This is a genomic window from Vibrio sp. 10N.261.55.F4 (assembly GCF_041470465.1).
GTDB classification, from domain to species: domain Bacteria; phylum Pseudomonadota; class Gammaproteobacteria; order Enterobacterales; family Vibrionaceae; genus Vibrio; species Vibrio crassostreae_C.
On record NZ_JBFRMM010000015.1, the window covers coordinates 25412 to 33758 of the forward strand.

Sequence of the window (8347 nt, forward strand, 5' to 3'; positions counted from 1 at the left end):
GACCTAACGTGGTCAACGTCACCGTTATCGTCACAACAAATGTTGTCGATGCATTCTTTAGTCGTAAATTCAGCCAAATTGAATATTAATGTGATAGAATGCTCGACCTAATCAGCTGGGGCTAGGAAGCTATCAACTCCAGTTGTATGATTTTTAAACGTTATACCGAAACTTACCGTTTTGCTTCTGTTCACAGTTTTGCTTAGCCTCAATGGTTACTTAACGCTTTCTGTTCATCCTAAAAATGAGCAAGAGTGGAGGGATAGTGAGCTTCGGTATAAATCATAATTTTATAAGAGGATTAAACATGCGCATCATTCTTCTAGGTGCTCCTGGCGCGGGTAAAGGTACTCAAGCTAACTTCATCATGAACAAATTTGGTATCCCTCAAATTTCAACTGGTGACATGCTACGTGCTGCTATCAAAGCGGGTACTGAGCTTGGTAAGCAAGCAAAATCAGTAATCGACGCTGGTCAGCTAGTTTCTGATGAAATTATCCTTGGTCTTATCAAAGAGCGTATCGCTCAAGATGACTGTGAGAAAGGTTTCCTACTAGACGGTTTCCCACGCACAATCCCACAAGCGGATGGCCTAAAAGAAATGGGCATCGCTGTTGATTACGTTGTTGAATTCGACGTAGCTGACGATGTGATTGTTGAGCGTATGGCTGGTCGTCGTGCTCACCTTCCTTCTGGTCGTACATACCACACTGTGTACAATCCGCCTAAAGAAGAAGGTAAAGATGACGTAACGGGTGAAGACCTAGTGGTACGTGATGACGACAAAGAAGAAACAGTTCGTGCACGTCTAGGTGTATACCACGATCAAACAGCTCCGCTAATCTCTTACTACGGTAAAGAAGCTGAAGCAGGCAACACTCAGTACCTTAAGTTTGATGGTACTAAGCAAGTTGCTGAAGTTAGTGCAGAACTTGAGAAAGCACTAGCATAATTGGCTAACAGCCAGTTTTAGAATTTGATATATTGGAAGCGACCTTAAGGGTCGCTTTTTTTGTTTCAATTTTTAGTACGATACCAATCTAGATAATTTGATTGCACATGATTCAGAACGGTTCAGACCCGATGGCAGTGGCTAGCAATTGAGAGTGGATGTTGTGTATCTCATATGAAGAGTGATTATTCAGACTTTCATTGAGGCGCAATGATCTTAAACTTATGCAGATTAGTATATTACTTTCCAGAAAATCACATATTGGTCTCAGGTATCTATGGAAAATAATAAAAAGCAGGGTGTTTTACTGGTGAACTTAGGAACTCCAGATTCGGCGACCCCCGCTGGCGTTCGTCGATTTTTGAGTGAATTCTTACACGACAAGCGAGTTGTAAACCTAACGCGTTGGCTTTGGTGTCCTATATTACATGGGGTGATTTTACCGATTCGCTCGCCTAAAGTTGCTAAGCTGTATCAGTCTGTCTGGATGGATGAAGGCTCACCACTGCTTGTGTACTCTCAAAGACAAGCTGAAAAGCTCCAGAAGAAGCTAGAGATGCCTGTTGCACTGGGTATGACCTATGGCAACCCAAGCCTAAAGACTGGTGTTGAGCAACTGATGGAGCAGGGCGTTGAGGACATCATCGTACTGCCTTTATATCCGCAGTACTCTGGTACAACCACAGCGGCGGTTTCTGATGGTTTAACCAAAGCCTTTAAGCAGATGCCAGTTATCCCGAGCTATCGCTTTATTCGCGACTACTACGCGCACCCAAGCTATGCCAAAGCATTGGCTGAAAGCGTCCGCAGTCATTGGGATAAAAATGGCAGAGCCGATCATTTAGTGTGTTCTTTCCACGGTATTCCGAAGCGACTGGCTGATGAAGGCGATATCTACCCTCAGCATTGTGAAGCGACAACAAAGCTGCTTGCGGCAGAGTTAGGTTTGTCAGCGGACGATATCACAATGACATACCAATCGCGATTTGGTCGAGAAGAGTGGTTGAAGCCATACACTGACGAGACACTTGAATCACTGCCGAGTAAAGGCATCAAGAAGATCGACATTATGGCACCTGCCTTTTCGGTTGACTGTTTGGAAACGTTGGAAGAGATTTCAGACCAGTGTAAAGAGACTTTCATTGACGCTGGTGGTTCGGACTTTAGCTACATTATGTGTCTGAACGACAGAGATTCGCACATCGATATGATGGCAGAGTTAGTGGCGCTGTATCGCTAACAGATGCTGAGCCTTGATTATGACTTATCGTTAGCATTAAGGCGCATAATACAAATAACAAAAGGGCTGCTCATTGAGCAGCCCTTTTTGATCAGGATATTTCGTTTTGAAACAGCTTGAGAGTTAAGCCGCAGATGTCTCTGTTGCTTGCTTAGCTTTAGGCTCTGCTTCAAGCGTCATGTTGGTTTCTACGCCGTGCATCCATGACACAAGCTTACCAGCACAAAGCAGCAGTAATATGCCACTCACCGTTGCTGTGATAGCAATACCACTGAAGATTGACATAGCACCAAGCTCACCAACGTGAGAACCAACCAGGCCTGCCACGTAGTTTGCCACCGCATTGAAGCCAAACCATGCACCCATCATCAATGATGCTAGGCGAAGCGGAGCTAACTTAGTGACCAACGACAGGCCAATAGGAGATAGACAAAGCTCACCAAGGGTATGGAAGAAGAAAGCGCCGACTAGCCATAGCATTGATGTTTTCACTGTTAGGTCACCGCCTTGCTCCATTACCGCGCCCATCATGCACACAAAGCCCAGTGCTAAGAAGAACAATGCCATTGCAAACTTCACAGGAGAGTTGGGTTCACGCTTACCCAGTTTCACCCAGAACGCAGCAATGATTGGAGCAAGTGTAATGATGAAGAATGGGTTCAAAGATTGGAACCACGCAGCAGGAACTTCAAAGCCACCAATCATACGGTCAGTATATTGTTGAGTGTAGATGTTCATTAGGCCGCCAGCTTGTTCAAAGCCCGCCCAGAATACAATCACGAACAGACCCATGATAAGAATCACTTTTAGTCTGTCGAACTCTTCTTTGGTCAGTGGCGCTTTTTCTTTAGATTTGTTCAGTGCTTTCGCTCTTGCAGCAGCAGGTACAGAACCGATGTTGCCTAACCAAGACTGAGCCATTGTCACTTGCATGATCAAGCTAATAACCATACCAATACCAGCGGCTAGGAAACCTGCTTTCCAACCGAATGAATCGACAGCAGCACCTGAAATTAATCCACCAAGCAGCGCACCTAAGTTGATGCCCATGTAGAAAATGGTGAAAGCACCGTCACGGCGGTTATCGCCTTCTTGGTACAGATCGCCAACCATGGTTGAGATGTTCGGCTTAAACATACCGTTACCACTGATTAGCAGTGCTAAACCAAGGTACAGAGCGTTCACTTGGTCTAAACCGATGAAGCCGTTAGGTAGAGCCAGTGTAAATTGGCCAAGTGCCATTAATACACCGCCAATCAGAATTGATTTACGCTGACCTAGGTAGTTATCGGCAATCCAGCCACCAATTAATGGTGTGATGTAGACTAAACCGGTGTAAATACCGTAGAGATCGAGTGCGTTTTTCGTTGACCAACCCAGTCCACCGTTGAGGGTAGTGTCAGTCAAAAATAAGACAAGGATGGCGCGCATCGCATAGTAAGAGAAACGTTCCCATAGCTCTGTGCTAAAAAGTAGAAATAGGCCTCTAGGGTGGCCAAAGATGTTGTGGTTGCTTGGCATAAGTTTTACTAATTTTAGGTATTAAAAGATTTTATGGTCATTCATGTATACACAGTGGGATAAAAGTCTGCAATAGACTTATTTTATGGTCACGACAACTTGGTTTAACTAAGGTGTTGATATTAAATATCTTTATTTTTAATGTTGCCCATTTTAGATGTGCTGCAAACTAATTTTCCAGATTTGAGTTGGTTGGTTAATAACCTTCATTAAAGTTGTGTTGAATTAAAATCTTTAGATATATTGCTCTGGTGTATCATTTTGAGTTTGAAGGGAGTGGCATGCGCATTAGGTGGGGCATACATATGCTTACAACAATGAGTCTTTTGATCTCTAAATGATCTCTGTACAATGCTTAACCACTCCGACACCTATAACTTTTTGTTGATAAATTGGTCTGCTACGCATTATTTTTCGTTAGCAACGATTCATTTTATTAATGGTGATTTAACCGTTTTAGGCATGTGGTAAAATATCTAAAAATATAAAATGGCTAGTCAAATGAAACGTTGGTATTTGCTTTACTGTAAGCGTGGTGATCAAAAACGCGCTCAGCAGCACTTAGAGAATCAGGGGGTAGAGTGCTTTTACCCTCAAATAGAAGTCGAAAAGGTGGTGAGAGGGAAAGAAAAGCAGGTCAAAGAACCGCTGTTTCCGTCTTACATCTTTGTTCGCTTCGACTATGAGCAAGGTCCTAGCTTCACGACCGTTCGTTCAACACGTGGCGTTGTGGACTTTATTAAGTTCGGTTCACTGCCGCACGAGGTCCAAGGAGACTTGGTGTTTGAACTTAAAGAGTTTGAGAAGTGCTGCAGTAACGAAGTGGAAGATTGTTGTGTTGAGTTTGAATCTGGACAGGTAGTTAAGATTCAGAGTGGCCAATTTGCTGGGGTTGAAGCTATTTTCGATCAGAAAGACGGTGAGGCTCGATCGATTATGCTGGTGAAAATGATCAGCCAAGTCGTTCCAATCAGTATTGAGAACGAAGCACTACAAGCTCGCGCATAACTGCAGTAATAAAAATAGGCTTAAAACAAAAGGCGCATAATGCGCCTTTTTTAGTCTTTAGGATTTGTTCAAAACGCTCTAAGCGTTGTAAGCATCGTTGTGAACGGCTTGTACTGCACGGCCTGATGGGTCGACACAGTTTTTGAATGACTCATCCCACTCAATCGCTTTCGCTGATGAACAAGCAACTGAAGGACCACCAGGTACACACTCTGCCGCAGATTCTAGAGGGAATAGCTCCTCAAAGATTTCACGGTAAGCATAACCTTCTTTGGTTGTTGGCGTGTTGTAAGGGAAACGGAACTTAGCAGCTTCCATTTGTTGATCCGTTACTTTTGCTTCAGCCGTTGCTTTCAATGTATCAATCCAATCGTAGCCAACACCATCAGAGAACTGCTCTTTTTGACGCCATGCGATTGAATCTGGTAGGTAGTCTTCAAAACACTCACGCAAGATGTGCTTCTCCATCTTACCGTTACCACACATCTTGTCTTCAGGGTTTAGACGCATTGCGACATCGATGAACTCTTTATCCAAGAATGGTACACGGCCTTCAACACCCCATGCCGCTAGCGATTTGTTTGCACGAGCACAGTCGAACATGCTTAGAGCAAGTAGCTTACGTACTGTCTCTTCGTGGAACTCTTTCGCGTTTGGCGCTTTATGGAAGTACAGGTAACCACCAAAGATCTCATCAGCACCTTCGCCAGACAATACCATTTTGATACCCATTGCTTTGATCTTACGAGCAAGCAAGTACATTGGCGTTGATGCACGAATCGTCGTTACATCATAAGTCTCGATGTGGTAGATAACATCACGGATGGCATCTAAGCCTTCCTGAATGGTGTAAGTCATCTCGTGGTGCACAGTACCGATCTTGTCCGCAACTTCACGAGCAGCGATAAGGTCTGGTGCGCCTTCAAGGCCAACAGCGAATGAGTGCAGTTGTGGCCACCAAGCTTCAGATTGCTCATCATCTTCGATACGCATTGCAGCAAAGCGTTTTGCGACGGCTGAAGTAATTGATGAATCAAGGCCGCCAGATAGAAGTACACCGTAAGGAACGTCAGTCATTAGCTGACGTTTAACTGCTGCTTCTAGCGCTTCAGTCAGTTCTTCTTTGCTTGTGCTGTTGCCTTGTACCGCAGCGTACTCGTTCCAATCTCGGATGTAGTAGCGTTGAGGTTCAGCATCTTTCGAAGAGTAGAAGCTACCTGGAGGGAATTCACTGATCGTCTTACATACTTCAACCAATGCTTTCATCTCTGAAGCCACGTAGTAGTTGCCGTGCTCATCGTAACCTTGGTAAAGCGGGATGATACCAATATGATCGCGGCCCACTAGGTACTCGTCTTTCTCTTCGTCGTATAAAACGAATGCGAAAATACCGTTAAGCTCTTCTAGAAGGTCTGCACCCATCTCTTGGTATAGCGCTAGGATAACTTCACAGTCAGAATCAGTCTGGAACTGGTACTTATCTTCATAGCGTGCACGAAGTTCTTTGTGGTTATAAATTTCACCGTTTACTGCAAGAATGTGCTTTTTGTCTTGACTGTATAGTGGTTGAGCACCACTGTTCAAGCCAACAATAGCAAGACGTTCATGAGCAAGGATTGCTTTTTCACCAGCATAGATACCAGACCAGTCTGGACCACGGTGACGAAGCTTCTTAGACATTTCTAAAGCAATAGGGCGAAGTGCTGCGGCATCACTTTTAATGTCGAGAATGCCAAATACTGAACACATAGAACTTCCTTTTAAATAATTTCCAAATCAACTGCATTCAATTTGCCATTCTGGCTAAAAAAAGCAACCGGATGTGAGCAAAAAAATAATATAAAGGGTGTTCTGTTAGAAATTATCTAATTTTTATGTGCTTTTGGTGTGTGATGTTTAATTGCGGTTGGTTTTTTAAACAAAAACCTCTCAAAATTGCGAAAAATAGGCAGTTTTGAGAGGTTTAGTTGAACACTGTCTAATACTAGATTTTATTGATATTTGGATTTAACTGTTCGCAAACGTGGCGAGCAAAACCACTACCAGCCTCGCTGTAAATGTTAAATGCCGCATCAACGCCATTCTCTTTCAGTGTTTCGAGTTGATCGGGATATTCAGCAATAGCCGCAATTTGGCCTTTAAAGTTACGTGACTTTAATTGTTCTAAAGCGGTTTGATTACCTTGGTGGTGAGGCATTGCCAAAATCACCAGCTTTACGTTTGCTGTATCTAGAATTCGCTCCCAGAAATCTGGGTCAGTCGCGTCGCCAGAAATCACGTTTCTGCCTTGGCTTCTGTGGTTGTGCGCGGCTTCTTCACGCACTTCTACACCTAGGCTGACCTTGCCATAGCGAGTACGTAATTCGTCATAAGCACCGGTACCAATTCGGCCCATACCTAGAATAAGCACTTGGGCACGACCAGGGTCAATTCGCTTATCACGTCGGTGAAGCTTTTCTGACGCATGCTCTTTTAGCCATTTACCTGACTGCTGATAAAGCTTATGACCAGCTCGGTTTAAAGGAGCAGCGATTAGAAAAGACAGTGAAACTGCAATGGCAACGGCAACTAAGATATCACCCGACATCCAACCCATCTTGAAGGCGAGACCACCAACGATGAGGCCAAACTCGCTATAGTTAAACAGTGATAGCGAGGCAAGTAGAGACGTTCGAACACGGAACTTGAAGCGGTTGAGTACCAAGAAGTAGAGAACACCTTTCACTGGCAGCATCAGCAAGAACAAGATTGCGAGCATAAAGCCTTGAATGGTTGGTTGCTCTGACAGACCAATATTCAAGAAGAAACAGACAAGGAAAAGTTCTTTAAGGTTAAACAGCGACTTTGATAATTCTGAGGCTTTTGGGTGACCAGCAAGTAACATACCTAGAACAAGAGCCCCCAAATCTGGTTTCACACCAACCAAATGGAATAAACCAGCACCGACGACTAATGCGAAGAAGATGCCGGAAAGAACCAGCATCTCACCGTGACCAACCCAATCGAGCACTTTGTAGAACAGTGGGCGTAATAAGGGTAGGGCAAACAGAGCAATTGCATACCACTCAGGTATTTTGCCCGTAGAAGCCGTTAAGAATACTACGGCGAAGATATCCTGCATGACCAAGATACCAATCGCTAACGTTCCGTAGGTCGCATTCATTTCGCCTTTCTCTTGCAGAGTCTTAACCGCAAATACAGTACTAGAGAATGAAAGAGCAAAACCGAGCAGAACGATCTGTTCTACCGACATGGCAGCTAGCGATGAAATACCTAAGAACTTAAAGCCAAACAGGGCGACGGCGAAAAACAGAGTGGACAAAAGGTTGTGGATTGTCGCGCCAGCCCAGATCTCTTTAGAGAGTAGGGTTTTGATATCGAGCTTTAAGCCGATAGTAAATAGAAGCAGCGTGACACCAAGGTCAGCTAAAGTAATGATGGTGTCATTGGTTTCAAAGCCAAAGGCAAAAAGCCCAAAGCCTGCAACCAAAAAACCAACTAATGGGGGAAGGTGACACTTTAAAGCAATAAATCCTGCGATAAACGCAGTGGATATTAATATAAGTTCCATAACTTGTTGTTGTAGTTCCCTAGCTTAAAAAAACGGGCCGTGTTTATACAAACAC

6 protein-coding genes are annotated in these 8347 nt (G+C 44.1%); 3 read left to right on the forward strand and 3 right to left on the reverse strand.

All coding sequences use genetic code 11. The annotated features are described in order from the left end of the window. Positions 1–307 precede the first annotated feature (307 nt). A complete protein-coding gene (gene adk / locus AB4249_RS08475) occupies positions 308–952 on the forward strand; it encodes an adenylate kinase (RefSeq protein WP_017062200.1) in 645 nt (214 codons plus the stop codon). A gap of 277 nt (positions 953–1229) precedes the next feature. After that, positions 1230–2192: a ferrochelatase gene (hemH, locus tag AB4249_RS08480; RefSeq protein ID WP_017063404.1), complete on the forward strand. Its 963-nt coding sequence runs from the start codon at positions 1230–1232 to the stop codon at positions 2190–2192. Positions 2193–2315: 123 nt separating this feature from the next. Here hemH and AB4249_RS08485 read toward each other — a convergent pair whose 3' ends face one another. Then, positions 2316–3713 (reverse strand): peptide MFS transporter, encoded by a 1398-nt coding sequence (locus tag AB4249_RS08485; RefSeq protein ID WP_372102834.1) that lies wholly within the window; start codon positions 3711–3713, stop codon positions 2316–2318. 501 nt (positions 3714–4214) lie between these two features. On the opposite strand from AB4249_RS08485, the gene rfaH reads away from it, so the two are divergent. Next, the gene (gene rfaH, locus AB4249_RS08490) at positions 4215–4721 is read left to right on the forward strand and encodes a transcription/translation regulatory transformer protein RfaH (protein WP_017068990.1); all 507 of its coding nucleotides are present in this window, start codon (positions 4215–4217) and stop codon (positions 4719–4721) included. Positions 4722–4799: 78 nt separating this feature from the next. On the opposite strand, the gene asnB is transcribed toward rfaH, so the two are convergent. Both asnB and AB4249_RS08500 read right to left on the reverse strand, forming a co-directional pair. Then, a complete protein-coding gene (asnB, locus tag AB4249_RS08495; RefSeq protein ID WP_017062196.1) occupies positions 4800–6470 on the reverse strand; it encodes an asparagine synthase B in 1671 nt (556 codons plus the stop codon). 235 nt (positions 6471–6705) lie between these two features. Beyond that, a complete protein-coding gene (locus AB4249_RS08500; protein ID WP_017062195.1) occupies positions 6706–8292 on the reverse strand; it encodes a cation:proton antiporter family protein in 1587 nt (528 codons plus the stop codon). Between the last annotated feature and the right edge of the window lie 55 nt (positions 8293–8347).